The sequence below is a fragment of the Flagellimonas baculiformis genome, assembly GCF_033441575.1.
In the GTDB taxonomy this organism is placed as follows: Bacteria; Bacteroidota; Bacteroidia; order Flavobacteriales; family Flavobacteriaceae; genus Flagellimonas; species Flagellimonas baculiformis.
Genome location: NZ_JAUZVW010000004.1, coordinates 158277 through 181260, shown reverse-complemented (window position 1 = coordinate 181260; position 22984 = coordinate 158277). Strand labels below are relative to the sequence as shown.

The following is a 22984-nucleotide window of genomic DNA, read 5'->3' as shown; positions in this document are numbered from 1 at the left end:
TTTTTAAGACTCCTTTTCTGTAACTTTTACTTCTACCGCACCTGTTTCCCACAACAGATCGGCAAGTTCACTTTCATTATCGTGCACTCCGATTTCCATCAAAAAATGGTCATCAGTGGTACGTTTGTCCGGGTTCTCCGCTTTTTTGAAGGGCCACATCTTACTTCTCAGGTAGAAGGTGATCACCATCAAGTGGGCCGCAAAGAAAACCGTCATTTCGAACATGATCGGCACAAAGGCGGGCATGTTCTCCAAGTAGGTGAAACTGGGTTTACCACCGATATCCTGGGGCCAATCCTCGATCATGATATAGTTCATCATCACGATGGCCACGGTAAGTCCCAAACATCCGTACATGAAGGAAGTGATTGCGATACGGGTACCTGCCAATCCCATGGCCTTGTCCAGACCGTGCACTGGGAACGGGGTATATACTTCCTCTATGTGGTGGTGCGCTGCCCTAACTTTTTTTACGGCATGCATCAATACATCATCATCGTTGTAAAGTGCCTGAATAACTTTTGATGCCATACTTATTTTTTATCGTTTAACAACCTTGCTTGACCTGCCCAATCATCGCGTTGTGCACGACCTGGGAACCTTCCAGTTATCGAATCCAGCAAATCATACTCTCTTTCGGTCATTCTAGCAACCTGGGCATAGGTAAATATGCCTATCTCGTTCAGGGTGCGCTCCATTTCAGGGCCCACGCCTTTTATCAATTTCAAATCGTCCGGGGTTTGCGTAGTGGCATCGAATGTCCCGATGGTGCTGAGCAGTTCGGACACACCGACCTTATCGCCCACGGTGGGTTTCACCTCTCCCATCAATACATCATCCGTGATAGGCTCCTCATAGCTCACCACTTTGTTGACGCCTTGCGGCATTTGGTACAACGGTTTTCCGGCATCACGCAAGTTCTTGAATCGCTCCCCTGATGATTTCAGGATGGATTTCACCTCTGCCTGTGCGATCACGGGGAATGTTCTTGAGTACAATAGGAAGAGTACAAAGAAGAACCCTATCGTTCCGATGAAGATACCGATATCCACAAAGGTTGGGGAGAACATGGTCCATGAAGATGGAAGGTAATCCCTGTGCAATGAGGTAACGATAATCACAAAACGCTCGAACCACATCCCGATGTTCACCACAATGGAGATGAAGAAGGAGAACATGATGCTGGTACGCAATTTTTTGAACCACATGAACTGGGGCGAGAACACGTTACAGGTCATCATGGACCAGTAAGCCCACCAGTAAGGTCCTGTAGCCCTGTTCAAGAAGGCGTATTGTTCATATTCCACACCAGAGTACCAAGCAATGAAAAGCTCCGTGATGTAGGCGCATCCCACAATGGAACCGGTGATCATGATTACGATGTTCATCAACTCAATATGTTGTACAGTGATATACGCTTCGAGGTTACACACCTTTCTCATGATAATAAGAAGAGTGTTCACCATGGCAAATCCAGAGAAGATCGCACCTGCAACGAAGTACGGCGGGAAGATGGTGGTGTGCCATCCCGGGATCACCGATGTGGCAAAGTCAAAGGATACGATGGTGTGTACGGAAAGTACCAGTGGCGTTGCCAAACCGGCCAATACCAAGGAAACTTCCTCAAAACGCTGCCAATCTTTGGCACGACCTGTCCACCCGAAGCTCAATAGGCTGTAAATTTTCTTTTGGAAAGGCTTTACCGCCCTGTCACGGATCATGGCGAAATCGGGCAGAAGACCTGTCCACCAGAACACCAAGGATACCGAAAGATAGGTTGATATCGCAAACACGTCCCAAAGCAAGGGCGAGTTAAAGTTGACCCACAACGAACCGAATTGGTTCGGAATTGGAAGTACCCAATAGGCCAACCACGGACGTCCCATGTGGATGATCGGGAACAATCCCGCCTGTACCACCGAGAAAATGGTCATCGCCTCCGCAGAACGGTTGATCGCCATTCTCCATTTTTGCCTGAACAGCAACAATACGGCCGAGATCAGGGTTCCCGCGTGACCGATACCCACCCACCAAACGAAGTTGGTGATGTCCCAGGCCCAGTTGACGGTTCGGTTAAGACCCCATACCCCGATACCTGTGGAAACGGTATAAATGATACATCCTAGACCCCAAAGGAATGCAACAAGTGCTATGGTGAACACTATCCACCATTGTTTGTTGGCCTTTCCCTCTACCGGACGGGCAATGTCCACGGTTACATCGTGGTATCCTTTGTCTCCAAGTACTAAGGGCTTTCGAATAGGTGCTTCGTAATGCGACGCCATAATTTATCTTCTAATTACTTCTTTTATTGATTAAGCCTCGTTGGTGTTCCTAACCTTGACATGATAGAACACATTGGGTTTTGTCCCGACGTGCTCCAACAAGTGGTACATTCTATCGTCCTCTTTCAACTTGGCCACCTTGCTCTCCTTGTCATTGATGTCACCAAATACTATGGCACCACTGTTACATGCTGCGGAACAGGCTGTCTGGAACTCACCATCCTTGATGACACGTCCATCACGCTTGGCATCCAAAATGGTCTTTTGGGTCATTTGGATACACATGGAGCATTTTTCCATGACACCTCTTGAACGCACATTTACATCTGGGTTGATGACCATCTTGCCCAAGTCGTTGTTCATGTTAAAGTCGAACTCGTCGTTGTTGTTGTACAAGAACCAGTTGAACCTACGTACTTTGTACGGACAGTTGTTGGCACAATATCTGGTACCCACACAACGGTTATAGGCCATATGGTTCTGTCCTTGCCTACTGTGCGAGGTTGCAGCCACAGGACACACTGTTTCACAGGGTGCGTGGTTACAGTGTTGGCACATTACAGGCTGGAAAGCTACCTGTGGGTTGGCAGATGGGTCTTCCATCTCCCTGAAACCGCCCAAGGAACCTTTTTCTCCCCAAAGACCGTCCATGCCGTCCTTCTTCTCGTTATCCTGCTCAAAGGTCTCTTCTGAGGAATAATATCTATCGATGCGCAACCAGTGCATGTCGCGCGAACGTCTCATTTCTTTCTTTCCGACCACGGGAACGTTGTTCTCGGCGTGGCAAGCGATCACACATGCCCCACATCCCGTACAAGCGTTCAGGTCGATGGACAAATTGAAGTGATGCCCAATGGAACGATCAAACTCTTCCCAAAGGTCCGCATCGGGAGAGGTAACCGGAATTTCTTGGTGGTTCAGGGTCACGTGTGGCATTGGGTTCCACTCGGCATGATCTTTTGTATTGAAAATCTCCAAGGTGGTTTCCTTGATGATATCACCCCTACCCATCAATGTTTTTTGGGATTGGATGCATGCAAACTCATGCACTCCGGAAACCTTTTCAACGGTCACGGTCTGTACATCTGAAAAATTGGTGTACAAGGTATAGGCATTCACCCCGGTCGCCATTTCGGCTTGCATCCCGGCCTTCTTGCCATAACCAAAGGAAAGTCCGACCGTACCCACTGCCTGACCAGGCTGAACGATCACGGGAACATTTTCCAACACTTTTCCATCAACGGTCAATTTCACGTAGCTACCGTTGACACCGCCATCGGCCACCATTTCATTTTCAACGCCCCATTTCTGGGCATCCGCTTTGGAAACGGTCACGTAGTTGTCCCAAGACACCCTTGAAATCGGGTCAGGGAACTCTTGCAACCATGGGTTGTTGGCCTGACGACCATCCCCCATACCCACTTTGGAGTACAGCACGAGCTCGGTTCCGCCACTAGTGGCATTGACCAAAGATCGTATCGCAGATGCAATGGGAACCACAGTGGATTCTTCCACCACCGTTTCAGTTTCGGCCGGAGCAGCTACCGCTGCATCCCCTTCCGCTATGGCAGGTGCGGAGGCCACGAATACCCCATCCTGAAGTGCCTTGTTCCAAGAGCTTCCTTGAAGGATGTTTGTATTCCAAGTTTCCTGGATGTAGTCGTAATATGTTTTTTCACTGCCCATCCATGTCAACAATGCCGTTTGGAACTGTCTTGTATCGAACAATTCACGGATGGTAGGCTGCATGAGGCTATATTGTCCTTTTTTGAACTGGGCATCCCCCCAAGATTCGAGATAGTGCGATGCCGCTCCAACATATTGTGAGGCTTGCGCCGTTTCATCATTATTGAAGGCAAAAGCGACCGAAAGGTCCACTTTTTCCAATCCTGATACAAACTCTTCGGAGTTGGGCAAGGTATAAACGGGGTTCACACCGTCCATGATCAATGCTCCAACTCGGCCCGCGTTCATATCGGAAACCAATTTGGTCACTTTGGCGGTATTGCCCTGACGGACATATTTCGGATTTTTTGCATCGAATGCCTCACTGGCCAATAGTTTGTTGATGGCCAACACCACTGTCTGCGCATTCGCATCATTGAGTCCAGTGACCACTACAGCTTTGCTGCCCGCTTTCTTGATCTCGGCGGCAACTTTGTCCACAACCTCGTCCACATCGGATGTTCCACCACCCACATTGCTTCCGTTCAACTTGCCGTACAATTTGGCAAGAGCGATTTTCTGCTGGGTCGGGGTCATGGGGTATCGCTTGTCCGCATTGGCTCCGGCCAAGGACATATTGGATTCTAACTGGATATGTCGGGACATTTTCCCGTTCTTGGGCACGCGTCCTTTGGCATAGCCGCTATCATATCCTCCTCCTTGCCAATCTCCCAAGAAATCGGCACCGAAAGAAACAATCAATCCAGCTTTTTCAAAATCATAATCGGCCAAAGCCCTTTCCCCATACGCCGCTTCAAAAGCATTCAGCGCAGCATCTTCGGAAATGGCATCGTAAACCACATGGTTCACATTCTCCCCATAAGCCGCTTTGAATTCAGCAATCAATCTATCTGTGGATGGACTGGCATAGGTCTGGGTCAACAGCACAATCTGCCGGTTGGAACCTTTCAGATTGTTGAGCTTTGCTCGAACAGTGGCATCCAACACTTTCCATTCCACAGGCTCGCCGTTGGCAGATGGGCCTTGCAATCTTTTGCTATCGTATAGGGTCAAAACAGAGGCCTGCACCCTTGCATTGGCACCTCCATTGACCTTGGCATCCGTATTGTTCTCTATTTTGATGGGCCTTCCCTCCCTGGTCTTCACCAAGATACTGGCAAAGTCAAAACCATCGGCAATGGTAGTGGCATAGTAATTGGCCACCCCGGGCACGATGCGATCGGGCTGCACCACGTAGGGAATGGACTTGCGAACCGGTCCTTCACAGGCAGCCATTGTTGCCGCAGCCGTGCTGAAACCAACATATTTTAGGAAATCCCTACGGTTGGTGGTCGATGCGGATAGGTTTTCCTTGTCGCCCAAAAACTCGTCAACGGGGATTTGTTCTGTGAATTCATTATGTTTTAGCGCCTCAACAATGGAATCGTTCGGATTGAGCTCCGCTGCACTTTTCCAATATTTTTTGTTTGATGCCATACGATATATCTGTGATTATCTTCTTTTACTTCTTAATAGTGACACTTACCACATTCCAAACCACCCATCATGGCCGCGGTCAACTTATCGACCCCGTACTTTTTGGACAGTTCCTCATGAATGGCTTCGTAATAGGTGTTGCCCTCCATTTTTACATTGGTTTCCCTGTGACAGTTGATACACCAGCCCATGGTCAATGGGGAGAATTGCTCCACTATCTCCATTTCCTCTACCGGACCGTGACAGGTCTGACATTCTATCCCGGCAACGGAAACGTGCTGTGAGTGGTTGAAATAGGCAAAATCGGGAAGGTTGTGGATTCTGACCCATTCCACTGGGCGACCCTCACCTGTATATTTTTGGTTTTCCTCATCCCATCCAACGGCCTTGTAGAGCTTCTTGATCTCTCCCGTGTAGAATTCATTGGTGTATCCGTTCGCAATATCATCCGCAGATGGTCCTTCGGGATTGCCAGCGTATTGGTAGATGGATTTGTGACAGTTCATACAAACGTTCAACGAAGGGATTCCAGAGGTTTTGGATACCCTGGCGGACGAGTGACAGTATTTACATTCGATCTTGTTGTCGCCGGCATGTATCTTGTGTGAGAAATGGATGGGCTGTACCGGGGCATACCCTTGGTCCACACCCACTTGCATCATCCATCCGTAAGCGAAATACGCACTGGCCAGCAAAAGGAAAACTACACTCACCAACACCAAGAACTGGTTTTTGACAAAGGCTTTCCACAAAGGCATACGCTTTTGTTTTTCCTGCTCCAATACAATACCGTTCGCTTCGGCGATGCGGCGCAAGGTCTTGTTGACCAACACGAGCATGATCACCAATAGTCCGAAGACAAGGGCCAATGCACCTAGGATGAGTTCGTTGGAAATTCCTCCAGAAGAAGGTTGTTCACCATCACCACCCCCAGATGGAGTTGTAGCTTTGGCGGGAGTCGACGGAGGAGCGGCGGTATAGGCCAAAATATTATCTATATCCTGATTGGACAGGGTAGGGAACGGCGTCATGGCCGCTTGGTTGTATTCCGCGTAGATTTTGTTGGCATAGGCATCGCCCGAAGCGATCATACCTGGACTGTTCTTGATCCACGCATAGAGCCATTCCTTGTCCAAGCCTTCTTCCTCAGCCAAACGTTGTTCCACATTGGCCAATGCAGGACCGGTCATCTTACGGTCCAAAGCGTGACAGGCCGCACAGTTTTGGTTAAAGAGCTGTTTCCCTTTTACAGCATCCCCGCCTGTTTCTTCTGCAGCAGCAACCTCCTCTGTTGGAGCGGCAGCTTCTTCCTGCGCATAAAATGAAATAGGGGAAAATAGGAGAGATAAACCTAAAGCTTTGGAAAATAGATGGCGGTATAGAACCTTTTTCATATTAACGAAATTTCTATCGAAATCTTTGGCACGATTCTTTCTATTGAGTTTGAGAACTATAGCTTTTCATCCTACCAAAATTGGTCACAAAAGTACGACATACAGTCATTTTTTAAAATGTTAAGGTATTTATAAGAAGTAATTTATAAGGATTCTAAATAATGGGCGCGAAGCCTGTTTAAAGCATAAAAAACTACTTTTGTACGTATATATCTCAAAATTTTACCCGAGCATCATGAAAACCCTTGTATTTACTGCCATTTTGATAGGTTTGTCCCTACCGTTGTCCGCCCAGGAGGGCAGGGTGAGCATCCAGCAGGATCCCAAAATAGATGAATTGGTAAAACTCTATACCGAGGTCAATTCAAAAGCTGGATATTACCAGATACAGGTCGGTTTTGGGAATTTTCAAAAGGCACAGAACCTGAAATCGCAAGTGGACATCGATTTTCCGGATTGGTACTCCAAAATAGAGTTTGAATCGCCTACCTATCGTGTGCGTTTGGGAAGGTTCAAGACCAAATTGGAAGCTGAACGCAAGTATTTGGAGGTCCGCAAAAAATATCCGGATGCCATGCTCTTGAAGCCTTCGGTGGAGTCCAAATCATAATACATCGATTATAGGAAAAATAAAAAATCCCGCCAAGAGCGGGATTTTTTATGTCTATGTTCAAGTGTTGTTACAGCTTTTTCTTCACTGCCACTTCTTGGTAGGCTTCCACGATGTCGCCCTCCTTGATGTCGTTGTAGTTTTTGATCTGCAATCCACAATCGTATCCTTTGGATACTTCCTTCACATCGTCCTTGAAGCGTTTCAAGGAAGCCAGTTCTCCGGTGTAGATAACAACCCCGTCACGGATGAGTCGAATATGGGAGTTCCTAAAGATCTTACCACTGGTGACCATACATCCGGCAATGGTTCCAATCTTGGAAATCTTGAAGGTCTCCCTGATCTCTGCATTACCCGTAACCTCTTCCTTGATCTCTGGGGACAACATGCCTTCCATTGCATCCTTAAGGTCGTTGATGGCATCGTAGATGATGGAATACATTCGGATATCAATCTCTTCCTTGTCCGCGACCGCACGGGCATTGCCCATCGGCCTTACGTTAAATCCTATGATGACCGCATCGGACGCACTGGCGAGCAATACGTCGGACTCAGTAATGGCCCCCACTCCTTTGTGGATGATGTTGACCTGGATCTCGTCGGTGGACAGTTTCTGGAACGAATCGGTAAGTGCTTCCACGGAACCGTCCACATCCCCTTTGAGGATAATGTTCAGCTCTTGGAAATCGCCCAAGGCAATTCGTCTTCCAATTTCATCAAGGGTAATATGTCTTTGTGTCCTAACGGATTGTTCGCGTTGCAACTGGGAACGTTTTGCGGCAATCTGTTTCGCCTCACGCTCATCTTCCAGTACATTGAACCTATCCCCTGCCTGTGGCGCCCCATCCAATCCCAAAATGGATATGGGCGTGGACGGACCTGCGGTCTTGACGTTCTTGCCACGTTCATCGTGCATGGCCTTGACCTTACCGCTACAGGTACCCGCCAGTACATAATCCCCTATTTTCAAGGTTCCGGACTGTACCAAAATGGTGGACACATATCCTCTTCCCTTGTCCAAAAAGGCTTCCACTACGGTTCCTGAAGCCAGTTTGTCCGGATTGGCCTGCAACTCCAGCAATTCTGCTTCGAGCAATACTTTTTCCAATAGTTCCTTCACTCCCTGACCTGTTTTTGCAGAGATGTCATGGGATTGGATCTTACCTCCCCAATCTTCCACCAAAAGGTTCATTTGGGCAAGACCTTCCTTAATCTTGTCAGGGTTTGCCGTGGGTTTGTCCACCTTGTTGATGGCAAACACTATGGGTACGCCAGCCGCTTGGGCATGGCTGATAGCTTCCTTGGTCTGTGGCATGATATCGTCATCCGCAGCGACCACAATGATGGCGATGTCGGTGACCTGGGCCCCACGTGCACGCATGGCGGTAAACGCCTCGTGACCTGGAGTATCCAAGAAAGTGATTCTTTGGCCGTCTTCAAGGGCAACCCCGTAGGCACCGATGTGCTGGGTGATACCTCCACTTTCTCCGGCAATCACATTTTCTTGCCTGATGTAGTCCAACAGCGATGTTTTTCCGTGGTCCACGTGACCCATCACCGTAACGATGGGCGCCCTTGGCTTCAAATCTTCCGGTGCATCCTCTTGCTCCTCGATGGATTCTTCTATCTCGGCCGTGACAAATTCCACTTCGTAGCCAAATTCATCGGCCACAATGGAAAGGGTCTCAGCGTCCAAACGCTGGTTCATGGTCACCATGATACCCAACGACATACAAGCTGATATGATCTTGGTGGAAGGAACATCCATCATGGTAGCGACTTCGTTCACGGTCACGAACTCGGTCACTTTCAAGGTCTTGCTTTCCAGTTCCTGTTGCTCCAGATCTTTTTCAGTCTGTTGACGGTGCTGGTCCCTTTTCTCCCTTCTGTATTTGGCTCCTTTGCCCTTGGCGGATTTTCCTTGGAGTTTTTCCAAGGTCTCCCGCACTTGTTTTTGTACTTCTTCCTCTGTGGGCTCCACTTTGGAAATTGGACCTCGCTGTCCCTTTCTTCCTGCTCCAGGTCCGGTCCCTACACCGCCCTTGGTATTGGGTCGGTTGTTACCTGTTTGCGGACCGCCGTTCTTGACAATACGCTTCCTGCGTTTCTTCCGATCCGAATCGGAGGAACCTGCAGCGGGCTTCTGATTGTCCTCTTTTTTCTTTTTCGGCTTGTTGAACTGGGAAAGGTCTATCTTGTCCCCAGTGATCTTGGGTCCGGTAAGTTTCTGGTACTGCGTCTTGAAGGTTTCTGGCTCCTTGGGCTGCTCTTCCTTCGGCTCTTCTTTGACGGGAGTATCCACCTTTTCTTCCGGCTTTGCCGCCTCTACTTCTTTTTCCTTGGGCTGTTCTTCTTTCTGGGCAACTTTGGCCTCTTCAACCTGCTTCGGTTCCTCTGTTGGTTTTGGCGCTTCCTCTTTGGGCTGGCTTGGCTTTGGATCCAAGTCTATCTTGCCCACGGTCTTTGGCCCGGAAAGCTCGGCCTTGGCCTTGATCACCTGCTGTTCCGCGTTCCTTTTCTCCCTGGCCAACCTGCGCTCTTCCTGCTCCTGTTCCATTTGGACCCGAATAGCTTCCTTTTCCTTGCGCTTTTCCTCGCCCACTTCTTTGGAAGCTACCTTTTTGCTCTTGTCCGTTTGGAACTCATCCAACAGTACCTGATACACCTCATCGGATATTTTTGTTGTGGGACGTGCCTCTATCTCATGCCCCATAGAGGTGAGATGGTCCACTGCCCTATCCAATGAAATGTTCAGTTCCCTAAGAACTTTGTTGAGTCGTATTGTTGGGTTTCCTGCCATAAATTGTTTTCCTTGCCCTAAAATTCGCTGCTAATATAAGTTTAATCTTCAAATTCTTCCTTGAGGATGCGTACGACCTCGCGGATTGTTTCTTCTTCCAGATCAGTTCTTTTGATCAAATCGTTGATGTCCTGCTCCAAAACGCTGCGGGCGGTGTCCAGTCCAATCTTCTTGAACTCCTCGATCACCCAGCTTTCTATTTCGTCGGAGAACTCGGTCAATTCCACATCTTCCTCCACTCCTTCGCGGAACACATCTATCTCATAACCAGTCAACTGACCCGCCAATCGGATGTTATGCCCTCCTCTACCGATGGCCTTGGAAACTTCCTCTGGCTTCAAGTAGACCTGGGCGGTTTTTTTCTCGTCGTTCAGTTTGACGGACGATACCCTTGCCGGGCTAAGGGCACGGGTGACCATCAATTGTGCATTGTTGGTCCAGTTGATCACATCGATGTTCTCATTGCCCAACTCCCTCACGATACCATGAATCCTAGACCCCTTCATACCCACACAGGCTCCCACAGGGTCAATCCTGTCGTCATAGGAATCCACGGCCACTTTGGCCTTCTCACCTGGGATACGTACCGCTTTTTTGATGGTGATCAGTCCATCGAACACCTCTGGGATTTCTTGGAAGAACAATTGCTCCAAGAAAGCAGGGGAGGTCCTGGACATGATGATGGTGGGCTTGTTGCCTTTCAGTTCCACGCTCTCGATGACGCCCCTCACGTTGTCCCCTTTGCGGAAAAAGTCGGATGGGATCTGTTTTTCCTTGGGAAGAATGATCTCATTGCCTTCATCGTCCAACAAAATTACGGCCTTATGTCGAATATGGTGTACCTCTGCGGTATAAATCTCACCTTCCAGGTCCTTGAACTGCTTATAGATGGTGGTATTGTCGTGCTCGTGGATCTTGGAGATCAAGTTCTGGCGCAAGGCCAAAATGGCCCTTCTTCCCAAATCGATGAGCTTTACCTCTTCCGACACATCTTCCCCGACCTCGAAATCGGGCTCTATCTTTCGAGCCTCGGAAAGGGAAATCTCCTCGTTGGGGTCTTCCACCTCTCCATCTTCCACGACCACGCGGTTTCTCCATATCTCCAAATCCCCTTTGTCCGGGTTGATGATGATATCAAAATTGTCGTCAGAACCAAACTTCTTCTTTAGGGCACTTCGGAACACTTCTTCCAAAATGGCCATAAGGGTCACCCTGTCTATAAACTTATCGTCCTTAAACTCCGAAAAGGATTCGATGAGCGCTAGGTTTTCCATTTTCTACTACAATTAAAATTTTAATATGACTTTTGCTTCTTTGATATCAGAAAAGGCGATGTCCTGCTTTTTCTGTACGGTAACTTTCCCTTTCCCCTCAGGCTTGGGCTCGCGGGCCTTCCACTCCAAGGTAATACTATTTTCCGAGGTTTGTACCAGGGTGCCTTCCAATTCTTCGGCCCCGGTCCTGACCTTTAAAATCCTACCAATATTCTTGGTGTACTGTCTTGGATATACCAGTGGTGACGTGGCTCCTGCAGAGGTGACTTCCAGTGAAAAATCCTCCTCCTCACGGTCCAGGTTGTGCTCAATGGCACGGCTGATATCCATGCAATCCTTGAGGTTCACCCCATTGTCGCCGTCCAAGACCACCCTGATGGTATTGTCGCCACCTATCGTAAAATCAATCAAAAACAAGGACGGACGCTCTTCCAGGGCCTTGTTCAACAGTGATTCCACTTTTTCCTTCAGCATAACAATTCAGAATAAAAGAGGGGACTCGAAGTCCCCTCATGAATACTTGTATATCCGTTCAGTGGTGCAAATATACAACAATTAATACCGTTTGTGCAACCCCCTTTCAATCAAAGACTTTCTTTGTCCCATATTTATCATGAGCGTCTTGGTCCTATCGTCCCAACAAAGCATCGAAAGCCCCATTTTTTTACATGGCAGACCCTACCTCATCGACAAAATGCAATGTAGGAAACCATGGGTATCCACAGTTTACCATAGCTATTCCCCCATTTCACAACAAATATTTTCCACGGAGTGTGTGCCGACTAGTTTTGTACTTGAAAAATTATGTTTGGTCATGGGAATATTCTCTAATAGTGGACATCCGAGCCGTGGTTTGGCCATGGGAAGGATTGTTTTTTTTGTTTTTTTTCTACAAGGGACCTTGTCCCTGTTTTCCCAGACCACTATTTGGAGTGAAAACTTTAGCGGTTATGCCGATGGCACTGAAAATGGAACGGCATCCGGCCCATCTGCTTCTGGCTGGACCACCAATAGGCCTGGTCTTCTCAATGTGCAAAGCGGTCGTATCCGGGGAAGGAATCTGGATGCCGAAAGCACGTGGCAGACCAACCCCATAAATATATATGGATACTCATCCGTCAGCTTTAGTATGGATGTAGCCGTCAACAATGCAAGTAATTTTGAACAAGGCTCCGACTACTTTATCGGCGAATACCGAATCGATGGCTCCGGACCTTGGACACAGTTTGAGAATGCGTCGGGCGATTCCAGCCCTTCCGATCCATTGGATCCATCATATACAGTGAACTTGCCCACCATAGGATCCACCCTACAAATCCGGGTGCGTCTTTTCAACAATGAGACCAATGAACAGTATTTCATTGACAACGTAGTGGTAGAAGGCACCTTAGATTTATGCGCTGGCGAGGTTGATTTCCAGTTTTACGACAGTGGCCCTTCGGGAAGCACTGTTGACAATATCCCCACTACTGGCGCATTGGGCACCGGAACCTATACCAGTTTTGATGTGGATGCCCTTCAGAACCTGCAAGATCCCGCGGATACGGATTACTTCAGCATTCGTTACATAGGGTATCTTCAGATAGACACACCGGGCTCCTATACCTTTTATACCACATCGGATGACGGTTCCAAATTATACATTGATGGCACCCAAGTGGTGAACAACGATGGCGCCCATGGTTCCCAGGAAAGATCGGGAAGCATTACATTGACCAAGGGCCTGCATGATATCACTGTACTTTTCTTTGAAAACGGAGGAGGTGAAAACCTGTCCGTACAATATCAGGGGCCATCCATTTCCAAACAGAACATCCCTTTTTCCAAACTCTATTCCAATTGTAGTGTGACAGTTGCCGACTTGGATGGTGACGGTGTTGGTGATGATGTGGACATAGATGACGACAACGATGGTATTTTGGATACCAATGAATGTGGCGGAGCCTCTGGAAACTTTGTGCAGACCGCAACCAATGTGCAATATTTCAACAATCCGTCCAATGCAGAGGGAAGCCCCGGCACCACCTATGCTGCAAATTCGACTTCAACCTATCAAGGACAATCCATAATCTCTTTACAGTTTGCCCAGGTCATACCCATAGGCACCACCGTAAGTGTTTTCTTGGGAGCCAATGCAGGCACCTCAGATATGCAAATCCAATATACTAACGGAAATTATCTGGCTGACGCCACAGGCATTACCTCTGGATCCATTACAGAAATCACTTTCAACGTTTCAACCAGTAATTTCCAATCCTTTAGGGTAATGGCCTATCAAATTGGAGCCCGGGTCTATGGAGCCAGTTATGGCGGTTCCGTGGACTGCACCACTGTGGATACCGATGGCGATGGCATCCCCAATTACCATGATCTGGACAGTGATGGAGATGGTATTCCCGATAATGTGGAAGCACAGACCTCCTTGGGCTATACTGCCCCTCAAAACAGTGATTCTGACAATGATGGTCTTGACAATGCTTATGAAACCACAGGCATATCCCCCATTGATACTGATGGGGACGGAACTCCCGATTTTATGGATACGGATAGTGACAACGATGGCACAAGCGATACCGCCGAAGCCACTTTGACGCTTTCTGGCACCGATAGCGATGGTGATGGACTTGACAATGCCATGGACACCACAAGCGATTACAGCGACCCAGGAGGAAGAATAGACAATCCCTTGAACACTACTGGCGGCTCCTTGATGCTTCCCGACTCCGATGGCGATGTGGCCACAGGCGGGGACCTTGATTTCAGGGACGATACCAATGATGGCAACCAACCTCCATCCATAACAGCGACTGGGGACCAAATATTCTGCCCAGGTGATCCAATCGCAGTGGTTGAAAGTGTTTCCATTACCGATCCCGACAGCAGCACCTTGGAAGCTGTCTATGTACAGATCACCTCTAATTATGACAATACGGGCGACCTGTTGACCCTGACCGGTTCGCACCCCAATATCACAGCAAGTTGGAGCGCCTCAGAAGGAAGATTGACTTTGGAAGGTCCCGCTACTTTGGCCGAATTCAAGGCAGCTGTAAGTGCGGTCATGTTCCAAACCACAGCCACTGTCACCAGTGGAGACACCAGAGGTTTTTCCATAGTAATGAACGAAGCCAACTATCTGGCCTCCACAGGACACTACTACGAATATGTGCCCTCACTGGGCATTACCTGGACCTCGGCCCGAGATGCCGCGGCATTGCGTAACTTTTATGGCCTGCAAGGGTATTTGGCCACCATTTCCGTTCAAGACGAATCCGACCTTTTGGGGTCCCAGGCTCCAGGAGCGGGATGGATCGGTGCCAGTGATGCCGCCCTTGAAGGGGATTGGTACTGGGTGACCGGACCAGAGGCAGGGACCTTGTTCTGGAGAGGAGGTGCAGGTGGGACCGCCTTTGCCTACGAATTCTGGAACGGCGGGGAACCCAACAATTCAGGAGATGAAGACTATGCACACATCACCGCACCAGGAGTGGGCGCACCCGGTTCCTGGAACGACCTTTCCAATACCGGAGCGGCAAGTGGCGATTACCAACCCAAAGGATATTTGGTGGAGTATGGTGGTATGCCCGGAGATCCCGCTGGCCCCACTATTGCCGCAACGACTTCCATCACCGTGGAGAATGTTGCACCCACCGCAAGCAGTCCAGCCCCCATCAATGTTTATTGTTCCGATGATATCCCAGCCCCTGATGCGACCGTGATCACGGACGAGGCGGACAATTGCGACCCAGACCCCACTGTCACTTTCATCAGCGATGTGAGCGATGGCGGTTCCAACCCGGAGACCATCACCCGCACCTACAGGATCACCGATGATGCCGGTAACACTTTGGATGTGCAACAGACCATCACCGTGACCCCATTTGCAATAACGACACAACCTGCCAACCAAAGCATCATTGTCGGGGCCAATGGAAGTTTTTCGGTCACCGCAAGTGGTGTGGACACTTATCAATGGGAAGTGAGCACGGATGGCGGAAGCAGTTTTGCACCTATTTCTGATGGAGCGGAATATTCGGGCAGCCAGACGGCCAATCTTACTGTAACCGCACCCGATACGGGAAAGAACGGATATGTATTCCGTGTTCTGGTCTCCAATTCATCGGCTTCCTGTGATGCCCTGACCTCCAATGGTGCCATGCTTACCCTAAGCGTGGGGACCCTGATCACCAACAGGAAAATCACATATAGGGTGAACAAAAACTAATCGCACACTACAACAAAATAAAAAAGCCCCCGAAATTTTTCGGGGGCTTTTTGTTGGCCTACTAGGACTCGAACCTAGAATGACTGAACCAAAATCAGTAGTGTTGCCAATTACACCATAGGCCAGTACCACATAAAAGCCAAACTTGATTCAGCTTTTGAGCGTGCAAATTTATAACAAACTTTGGTTTCAACAAATATTTTGACAAGTTTAAAACCTATTTTTATCGGGATCCGTTGTTAAAGCTTTTCCAAAAATGGCCACCCTTCTGTTCTATATTTACTAAATTCGCCCCAATTCGGTTAATGACCAATTCTATGTTCGAAAAAAACTTCAGAAAATGGGATACCATTCTAGGGTGGGCATCCTTCGCCATTGCCTTTATCGTTTATGCCCTGACCGTTGAGCCCACAGGAAGTTTTTGGGATGCGGGGGAATACATTTCCACCGCCGCCAAATTGCAGGTAGGACACCCTCCCGGGGCGCCATTGCTCCAAATGATAGGTGCCTTTTTTGCCATGTTCGCCTTTGGCGATACTTCCAAGATAGCCCTGATGGTGAACGCCGTGTCCATAGTCTCCAGTGCCTTTACCGTATTGTTCACTTTCTGGACCATCACCAACCTGGCCCAAAAACTCGTTACCAGCAAAAATCCGATGACCAACAGCAGGGCCATTGCCATTTTGGGAAGCGGTCTGGTGGGCGCACTGGCCTTTACCTTTTCCGATAGTTTTTGGTTCAATGCCGTGGAGACCGAGGTCTATGCGATGGCCAGTCTGATCATGGCACTTTTACTATGGCTGGGCCTGAAATGGACGGACAATTTGGACGACCCAAGGGGCCATCGATGGCTTCTGCTCATCTGCTTCGTGGTCGGTCTTACCTTTGGTATCCAGTTCATGGGATTTTTGGCCATTCCCTCTATCGGGCTGCTGTATTATTTCCAAAGATATAAGACCACTACGGTCAAAAACTTTCTGCTGGCCAACATCATTGTAGTTGCCATTTTGATATTGGTCTATAAATTTTCCCTCACCTATGTGTTGGAACTTTTTGGTTGGAGCGAGGTCTTCTTCATCAATGAGATCGGGCTTCCGTTCAATTCCGGTTCCATCATCATGGGACTGCTATTTGTCGCCGCCTTCTATTTTGGCCTACGCTACACGCGAAAACACAATTTTTATAGCGGACATTTGGTCATCATGTGCCTTATGTTCCTCATCCTTGGTTTTTCCTCATGGTTGATGCTCCCCATCAGGGCCAATGCCAAAACGGTGGTGAACGAGAACAACCCTGCCGATGCGCGCGCCCTTCTGGCCTATTACAACAGGGAACAGTATCCTGGGGTGGACAGTCCCATCTATGGGGCTTACTATTCGGATTCCTTTGCCCCTTCCGGCGAGGACAGGGACGATAGCCCCAAATACGAAAAGGACCTGGAGTTGGGCAAATATGTCATCGTAAACAAGTATAAGGATGCCGTTCCCGGGCCCAATGAAAAGCATGTGGGGCCGCTTCCCCGTATGTGGAGCGACCAACATGCCGAAAACTACATGCGCTATTTTGGCGTGCTGAATTTCAAGATCAAATCCGAATACATCTCCAACAACGACCTCAGGGAAGCCGTAAACCAGTTCAAGACGGCCTACGCCCAACAAGAACTGGATACCGCGCAATACATCCGCTTCCTTCGGGAATTTGGGGAGTACATCGAAGTGGAACCGCCCACACTCGGGCAGAACTTCCGCTATATGCTCGAGTTCCAGTTCGGGTATATGTACATGCGCTATTTCATGTGGAACTTTGTGGGCAAACAGAACGATGTGCAGGGCCGCTACGATGACAATGGCGACTGGCTCAGCGGCATCGGTTTTGTGGACAGTCTCCGCTTGGGCAGTCAGGATAACCTACCAAGTGACTGGACAGACAACAAAGGGCGCAACACCTATTTCTTTTTGCCATTGCTATTGGGCATTCTGGGCATTGTTTTCCAGATTTCCAGAAACCCCAAGCAGTTCTGGGTCTTGTTCGTGTTTTTTATGTTCACCGGGCTTGCCATCCAGTTTTACACTAACCCCTATATCTTCCAGCCACGGGAAAGGGACTATTCCCTCGTGGGATCGTTCTATGTGTTCTGCATCTGGATCGGGATCGGGGTATTCGGACTTTACGAAGAGTTCAAAAAACTGTTGACCCCAAAAATAGCTGCCCCCGCAATCACCACTATATGCCTTTTGGCCGTTCCCTTGCTGATGGCTTCCCAAAACTGGGACGACCATGACCGCTCTGACCGATATACCGCTCCTTCCACCGCCAAGGCCTACCTGGATTCTTGCAAGGAGGATGCTGGCGCCATCCTGTTCACCATAGGTGACAACGATACCTTCCCGCTGTGGTACATCCAAGAGATCGAGAACTACCGGACCGATGTGCGCATTGTCAACACCAGCCTGTTTGCCACGGATTGGTACATTGACCAAATGAAGAGCAAAGCTTATGAGAGCGACCCCATTCCGTCCCAATTGACGCATGACAAATATCGATATGGGACCAGGGATGCGGTATATTATACCAATGCTGATGATATCTTCAGGAAAGAAATTTCAAAAAGCAGGTGGCATATCAAAGATTTTATCAATTGGATTGGAAGTGATAAACCTGAAACAAAGTTCAGATTCATTCTAGAAAGTCGGGACGCAGACCTCAGCGCATACCCGGAAAACAATCTGGACATTGTCTATTACCCCACCAATAAGATCAGGATTCCTGTGAACAAGCAGAACGTGCTGGAAAGTGGACTGGTCAAGGAAAAGGACTCTGCGTTGATTGTGGATTATATCGACATAGACCTTCCACAGAGTGCACTGCCAAAGAACCGCATCATGATGCTGGACCTGATCGCCAACAACGATTGGAAACGTCCCATCTATTTCTCTGGGGGCAGTTTTGACAGTGCCGAGTATATCTGGATGAAGGATTACCTCCAAATGGACGGGCTGGTCTATAAATTGGTGCCCATCAGGACGCCAAACCGAAATTCTTTTGAAATGGGTCGTATCGATGCGGAACTGACCTATGACATTGTGAAAAATTGGGAGTGGGGCAATTCTGGCAGTGATGACATCTACCATGATCCCCAGACCCGCTCGCAGGGATTGTCCTTCAGGAGCAATATTGCCCGATTGATGGAAACCCTGCTTGAGGAGAAGAAAATAGACAAGGCGAAGGACGTGATCGATATCGCCATGACCAACATGCCCGTGGAACATTTTGGCTTCTATGCCTTTGTGGAACCCTTTGTGGATGGGTACTACAAAGTAGGCGAGACCGAAAAAGCCCGTGAATTGTATGGAAAGCTCAAAAAGATATACCAGGAACACTTGGAATATTATGCCAGCATTCCCTTGGATGAGCAATATGAAAAGATGGACGACATTTTGGCCGATATGCAGGCCTACCGAAGGAACATCGACATCTTGATCGAGAACCAAGATCGTGAGTTGGCAGAATCCGAAACCTTGATCTTTAATGAATATATCGACAAGTTCTCGCAGTTTGTAGAAGGTGAGGATGAGGAAGATATGCTCGAAGGACCGGGCATAGATCCCGACATGGAAGATTCCATCCCGTTGGATACCATCAGGCCTGTGGAGGAAGACTCAGCGGTCCAGCAATAAATAAAAAAGCGAGGTAAAAACCTCGCTTTTCTTTTTAGATATATTCGTTCAAAATGCCTATCAGCGTATTGGCGTCCTGTTCGCCGCTCTGTCGCCAGACCATTTCGCCTTTTTTGTAGATCATCAAGGTGGGCAGTCCCTTTATCCGAAGTGCCTGTGAAAGCTCCTTGTTCTTGTCCACATCGATCTTTATCACTTTTCCCTTATCGCCAAGGGCAGCGGCCACATCGCGCAGAACGGGATGCATGGAAGTGGATTGTTCGTTCCATTCCGCATAAAAGTCCAGCAGCACGGGGACCTTTACATCTATAAGTTCACCAAATTTGGACATGAATTCTAAAGGTTTACGGTCAAAAATAAGAAAAAATGTTAACGTTTTATATCAAGACATTGCTTTCCCTTCAACTCCATAGTTAAATTCACGTTAAACCTTTTTTCTTTAAAGTGATCACGGAAATTTCGGGCCAAATGCCAAAACGACCCGGATAACCGATAAACCCGAACCCACGGTTCACGTTGATGAACTGCCCGAGTTCCTTGTAAATGCCCGCCCAATATTTGTAGCGCCATTTCACAGGGCTCCACTTGATCCATCCAGGAATCTCCACCCCAAACTGCATGCCGTGGGTGTGCCCGCTCAAGGTCAGGTGGAAATGGTAATCGTCATGGATCACCACATCTTCCCAATGCGAGGGGTCGTGGCTGAGCAGTATCTTAAAATCATTTGCGGAAACACCTTCTTTGGCCTTTTCGAGGTCCCCGGCCTTTTTAAAGCCGCCACGACCCCAGTTCTCCACACCCACCAAGGCAATTTTCTGCCCATCTTTTTCCAGGTATCGGTTGGAGTTCAAGATCAGGTCAAAGCCCATGTCCCGCTGCAGGTTCTTGAGGTCTTCGAGATTTTGTGCCTTCTCCTCTTCCGTGGGCCAAACGGCATAATCACCATAGTCGTGGTTGCCCAAAATGGAAAACTTGCCGTCCTTGGCCTCCAATCGGGCAAAGACATCCTTCCATGGTTCCATTTCGTTGGATCGGTTGTTCACCATGTCCCCAGTGAAGAAAATTACATCGCTTTTTTGCTCATTGATCAAGTCAATGCCGTAGGCCACTTTGTTATAATCGTCAAAACTGCCACTATGCACATCGGATATCTGTGTGATTTGGTAATTGTGAAAGGCATCCGGAAGGTCATCGAACTCCAGTTCGTACTTGAGCACCTGATAGTTGTATTTTCCGCGGTACATGCCATAGAGCAGGGCACCGAAAGGCAAGGCCGCCAAACCCAGCGCCAAACCACTGATGAACTTTCTGCGTGAAGGGAAATAGCTGGCATCGGGGTCGGACATCCCAACCAATTTGTTGTACCCAAACCCAAACAAACGCACCACATCTTCCAACAAAAGGAAAAAGCCCAATACCAGGGCCATCAGAAAAAATGCCGCAAAAATGGTTCCGGCCACGGCCATGGTCCCTTTGAATCCATTACTGGGATCGTAGCCCATGATCTTGATGGCCAAGAACAATAGTGCACCCAGAAACAAAATCCCATACGCCCAGTGCATCCAAGGACTTTTGAACAAGGTTCGGAAAGCCTGGAAACCGTATATGGCCAATACGACATACAGAAAGGCTAGAATGATAAATCGGGACATAGTATATTTTTTGCAAAATTATGGGTAATCCACTAGAATATAGGTCTTTTTAAATTTATTTAACGGCCTGCACAATGCTCCGCACCGTATCCACATGGGTGGTCGCCACCCTATCCTCCATCAAATGTTTGGCCGAATTCATGGGAATTTTCCCCGAAACATCGAACTGGTTTCCAAAGGAAGTCCCGGAACAGTGGACAGCCCTCAGACCTATCTTTTTGAACCCAACGGCATTGGAAGGAGAGACTCCTCCCCCGGCCATAATGGTCATGGAAGTTTGTTTCTGCCAACCTTCAAGCTGCTCCAATCCTTTTTCCGCGGAAGGATGCCCGCCCGAGGTCAGGATGGTATCGACCCCCATTCGTTCCAACTCCACCAAACAGGAGATGGGATCTTGGATCCAATCAAAAGCGCGGTGGAAGGTAAAATGCATCGGTTGGGCAAGTTCCACCAATTGCCGTGTCCGTTCCACATCCACAGAAAAATCCTTCCTCAGCACACCGGAAACCACTCCATCCACACCCAGTTCCATACAGGCTACAATATCCGCTTTCATCACTTCGAACTCGGTATCGGAATAGGTAAAATGACCGCTTCTTGGGCGGATGAGCACATGCACGGGAATGGTCAAACGTTCCCGCACCAATTGGATCAGGCCGATGGACGGGGTGATACCCCCTACCCCAAGTTCGGAACAGAGTTCGATTCGGTCCGCTCCTGCCTTTTGTGCATTTATGGCCGATTCCAAGGAATTGGCACAAACTTCTACAAGCATATTGCTATATTTATCCAGCTTAAAAATAAAGATCCCTTGCATGAAACGACGCAATTTCCTTAAAAATTCCAGCTTAACGGCAGCCGGATTGGTTTCTGCCTCGGCCATGGCGGCCTGTAAAACAGAGAACAAGCCCGAAGAAACACCCGCTTTGGGCACAATCCCGACCAATCCCATAAAACCCATCGTGGTCTGCACTTGGAACTTTATGAATGCCACCGACAAGGCTTGGCAAGTACTGAAATCGGGCGGAAGCTCCCTGGATGCCGTGGAACAAGGTGTGATGGTGGAAGAGGCCGATGTGACCAACGAAACCGTGGGCAAGGGTGGCCGACCAGATCGGGATGGGAATGTGACCCTGGATGCCTGCATCATGGACAAGGACGGCAATTGCGGGTCCGTGGTCTGCATGCAGAACATTGTACATCCTGTGTCCGTGGCAAGAAAAGTAATGGAAGAGACCCCCCACATCATTTTGGCCGGAAAGGGCGCTGAAAAATTTGCCTACGAACAAGGGTTCAAAAAAGAGGACCTGCTGACCGAAAGCACCCGAAAACAATACCAAGAATGGTTGAAAACTTCCAAATACGAGACCATCATCAACATAGAGAACCACGATACCATCGGCATGCTGGCCATTGACGAGAAAGGGGACATTGCCGGGGCCTGTACCACCAGTGGCATGGCCTACAAAATAGCCGGGCGCGTGGGCGATTCCCCCATCATAGGAGCTGGACTTTTTGTGGACAACGAAGTGGGCGGTGCCACCGCTACGGGCGTCGGCGAAGAGGTCATCCGCACTGTGGGCAGCTTTTTGACCGTGGAACTGATGCGACAGGGCAAAAGTCCGCAAGAGGCCTGTGAAGAGGGCGTAAAGCGCATCATGCAGAAAAACAAGGACCGTAAGGATTTCCAGATCGGGTTCCTGGCCATCAACAAAAATGGGGAAACCGGTGGGTATTGCGTGCATCCCGGCTTCACCTACCGCGAGTATAGCGAGAAGGGCCACGAGAACAGGGAAGTGACGAGTTTTTATAGTTAGATGTTAGACCGTTGCACTTTTAGACGTTGGATGTTAGACCGCTTCGCTTCTAGATGCAAGAGCAAAGACATCTTGATTCTTGATTCTCAAA

14 protein-coding genes and 1 tRNA gene are annotated in these 22984 nt (G+C 48.7%); 4 read left to right on the top strand and 11 right to left on the bottom strand.

All coding sequences use genetic code 11. The annotated features are described in order from the left end of the window. Positions 1-3: 3 nt before the first annotated feature. From SD450_RS07555 to SD450_RS07540, 4 genes are read right to left on the bottom strand one after another with little or no spacing between them, the layout of a single operon-like run. Positions 4-531, bottom strand: coding sequence for a DUF3341 domain-containing protein (locus SD450_RS07555; RefSeq protein ID WP_318343980.1), 528 nt, complete (start codon positions 529-531; stop codon positions 4-6). A 2-nt stretch (positions 532-533) separates the two neighbouring features. Then, the gene (nrfD, locus tag SD450_RS07550; RefSeq protein WP_318343979.1) at positions 534-2285 is read right to left on the bottom strand and encodes an NrfD/PsrC family molybdoenzyme membrane anchor subunit; all 1752 of its coding nucleotides are present in this window, start codon (positions 2283-2285) and stop codon (positions 534-536) included. A gap of 30 nt (positions 2286-2315) precedes the next feature. Next, a complete protein-coding gene (locus tag SD450_RS07545; protein ID WP_318343978.1) occupies positions 2316-5447 on the bottom strand; it encodes a TAT-variant-translocated molybdopterin oxidoreductase in 3132 nt (1043 codons plus the stop codon). A gap of 32 nt (positions 5448-5479) precedes the next feature. Continuing rightward, on the bottom strand, positions 5480-6841 hold the full coding sequence (locus SD450_RS07540) for a cytochrome c3 family protein (protein WP_318343977.1): 1362 nt from the start codon (positions 6839-6841) through the stop codon (positions 5480-5482). 235 nt (positions 6842-7076) lie between these two features. On the opposite strand from SD450_RS07540, the gene SD450_RS07535 reads away from it, so the two are divergent. Continuing rightward, positions 7077-7451: an SPOR domain-containing protein gene (locus SD450_RS07535; RefSeq protein WP_318343976.1), complete on the top strand. Its 375-nt coding sequence runs from the start codon at positions 7077-7079 to the stop codon at positions 7449-7451. 70 nt (positions 7452-7521) lie between these two features. Here the strand turns inward: SD450_RS07535 and infB are convergent, their stop codons facing one another. Genes infB through rimP form a run of 3 tightly spaced genes read right to left on the bottom strand, consistent with a single transcriptional unit; the run spans position 7522 to position 11999 of the window. Beyond that, complete coding sequence (infB, locus tag SD450_RS07530; protein ID WP_318343975.1) at positions 7522-10251, bottom strand: translation initiation factor IF-2; 2730 nt, start codon at positions 10249-10251, stop codon at positions 7522-7524. A 41-nt stretch (positions 10252-10292) separates the two neighbouring features. Beyond that, on the bottom strand, positions 10293-11525 hold the full coding sequence (nusA, locus tag SD450_RS07525) for a transcription termination factor NusA (RefSeq protein WP_119620266.1): 1233 nt from the start codon (positions 11523-11525) through the stop codon (positions 10293-10295). Positions 11526-11537: 12 nt separating this feature from the next. Continuing rightward, the gene (gene rimP / locus SD450_RS07520; RefSeq protein ID WP_318343974.1) at positions 11538-11999 is read right to left on the bottom strand and encodes a ribosome assembly cofactor RimP; all 462 of its coding nucleotides are present in this window, start codon (positions 11997-11999) and stop codon (positions 11538-11540) included. A gap of 340 nt (positions 12000-12339) precedes the next feature. Here rimP and SD450_RS07515 point away from each other — a divergent pair, with 340 nt between their 5' ends. Beyond that, positions 12340-15747 (top strand): PA14 domain-containing protein, encoded by a 3408-nt coding sequence (locus SD450_RS07515; protein ID WP_318343973.1) that lies wholly within the window; start codon positions 12340-12342, stop codon positions 15745-15747. A 53-nt stretch (positions 15748-15800) separates the two neighbouring features. Here the strand turns inward: SD450_RS07515 and SD450_RS07510 are convergent. Then, positions 15801-15872, bottom strand: a tRNA-Gln gene (locus tag SD450_RS07510). A gap of 192 nt (positions 15873-16064) precedes the next feature. Between SD450_RS07510 and SD450_RS07505 the strand changes: the two genes are divergently transcribed. Then, the gene (locus tag SD450_RS07505; protein ID WP_318343972.1) at positions 16065-19424 is read left to right on the top strand and encodes a DUF2723 domain-containing protein; all 3360 of its coding nucleotides are present in this window, start codon (positions 16065-16067) and stop codon (positions 19422-19424) included. Between the two features lie 34 nt (positions 19425-19458). Here the strand turns inward: SD450_RS07505 and SD450_RS07500 are convergent, their stop codons facing one another. The 3 genes from SD450_RS07500 to SD450_RS07490 form a co-directional block, all read right to left on the bottom strand. After that, positions 19459-19755, bottom strand: coding sequence for a thioredoxin family protein (locus SD450_RS07500; protein ID WP_072878191.1), 297 nt, complete (start codon positions 19753-19755; stop codon positions 19459-19461). An 88-nt stretch (positions 19756-19843) separates the two neighbouring features. After that, positions 19844-21076, bottom strand: coding sequence for a metallophosphoesterase (locus tag SD450_RS07495; RefSeq protein WP_318343971.1), 1233 nt, complete (start codon positions 21074-21076; stop codon positions 19844-19846). A gap of 55 nt (positions 21077-21131) precedes the next feature. Then, positions 21132-21851, bottom strand: a complete 720-nt coding sequence (locus tag SD450_RS07490) for a copper homeostasis protein CutC (protein WP_318343970.1) — start codon at positions 21849-21851, stop codon at positions 21132-21134. A gap of 40 nt (positions 21852-21891) precedes the next feature. Between SD450_RS07490 and SD450_RS07485 the strand changes: the two genes are divergently transcribed. Next, a complete protein-coding gene (locus tag SD450_RS07485; RefSeq protein WP_318343969.1) occupies positions 21892-22893 on the top strand; it encodes an isoaspartyl peptidase/L-asparaginase family protein in 1002 nt (333 codons plus the stop codon). The last annotated feature ends 91 nt before the right edge of the window (positions 22894-22984 follow it).

Coding starts and splice junctions, on each gene's coding strand:
- SD450_RS07555 (WP_318343980.1), bottom strand. CDS start 531: ATGGCATCAAAAGTTATTCAGGCACTTTACAACGATGATGATGTATTG.
- nrfD (WP_318343979.1), bottom strand. CDS start 2,285: ATGGCGTCGCATTACGAAGCACCTATTCGAAAGCCCTTAGTACTTGGA.
- SD450_RS07545 (WP_318343978.1), bottom strand. CDS start 5,447: ATGGCATCAAACAAAAAATATTGGAAAAGTGCAGCGGAGCTCAATCCG.
- SD450_RS07540 (WP_318343977.1), bottom strand. CDS start 6,841: ATGAAAAAGGTTCTATACCGCCATCTATTTTCCAAAGCTTTAGGTTTA.
- SD450_RS07535 (WP_318343976.1), top strand. CDS start 7,077: ATGAAAACCCTTGTATTTACTGCCATTTTGATAGGTTTGTCCCTACCG.
- infB (WP_318343975.1), bottom strand. CDS start 10,251: ATGGCAGGAAACCCAACAATACGACTCAACAAAGTTCTTAGGGAACTG.
- nusA (WP_119620266.1), bottom strand. CDS start 11,525: ATGGAAAACCTAGCGCTCATCGAATCCTTTTCGGAGTTTAAGGACGAT.
- rimP (WP_318343974.1), bottom strand. CDS start 11,999: ATGCTGAAGGAAAAAGTGGAATCACTGTTGAACAAGGCCCTGGAAGAG.
- SD450_RS07515 (WP_318343973.1), top strand. CDS start 12,340: ATGGGAATATTCTCTAATAGTGGACATCCGAGCCGTGGTTTGGCCATG.
- SD450_RS07505 (WP_318343972.1), top strand. CDS start 16,065: ATGTTCGAAAAAAACTTCAGAAAATGGGATACCATTCTAGGGTGGGCA.
- SD450_RS07500 (WP_072878191.1), bottom strand. CDS start 19,755: ATGTCCAAATTTGGTGAACTTATAGATGTAAAGGTCCCCGTGCTGCTG.
- SD450_RS07495 (WP_318343971.1), bottom strand. CDS start 21,076: ATGTCCCGATTTATCATTCTAGCCTTTCTGTATGTCGTATTGGCCATA.
- SD450_RS07490 (WP_318343970.1), bottom strand. CDS start 21,851: ATGCTTGTAGAAGTTTGTGCCAATTCCTTGGAATCGGCCATAAATGCA.
- SD450_RS07485 (WP_318343969.1), top strand. CDS start 21,892: ATGAAACGACGCAATTTCCTTAAAAATTCCAGCTTAACGGCAGCCGGA.